Consider the following 319-nt stretch of genomic DNA (forward strand, 5'->3'; position numbering starts at 1 on the left):
CGGAGCAGTTCCTCGCAAGCGACGAAATACATGACGTGACCTGCATCATCTCCGACGTGCAGATGCCCGGCATTTCCGGGCTGCAGATGTATTGGCGTCTTCTTGAGAGCGGCGTCAGGCTGCCTGTCGTTTTCATTTCGGCGTTCGCGTCGGATCTGGTTCGCCGACAGGCGCTCGAGGCCGGCGCGCTCTGTGTGCTGAGTGAGATCGGCGAGGAACTCGCGCAGCCGGCATACCGCGACGAACGATTCGATCCACCGTACTCAACTGTGCAGACCGGTGTCATCAAGGGCGGCCGTGCGCTCAATATCGTGCCCGC

Annotated in this window: 1 protein-coding gene; it reads left to right on the forward strand. The window is 61.4% G+C overall.

What is annotated here, in order from left to right:
• Positions 1 to 35 precede the first annotated feature (35 nt).
• Positions 36 to 319: response regulator (locus tag EN824_RS35720; protein WP_245521085.1), on the forward strand; the 284-nt coding region annotated here is incomplete at its 3' end.

It is taken from the genome of Mesorhizobium sp. M8A.F.Ca.ET.181.01.1.1 (genome assembly GCF_004792025.1).
Taxonomy (GTDB): domain Bacteria; phylum Pseudomonadota; class Alphaproteobacteria; order Rhizobiales; family Rhizobiaceae; genus Mesorhizobium.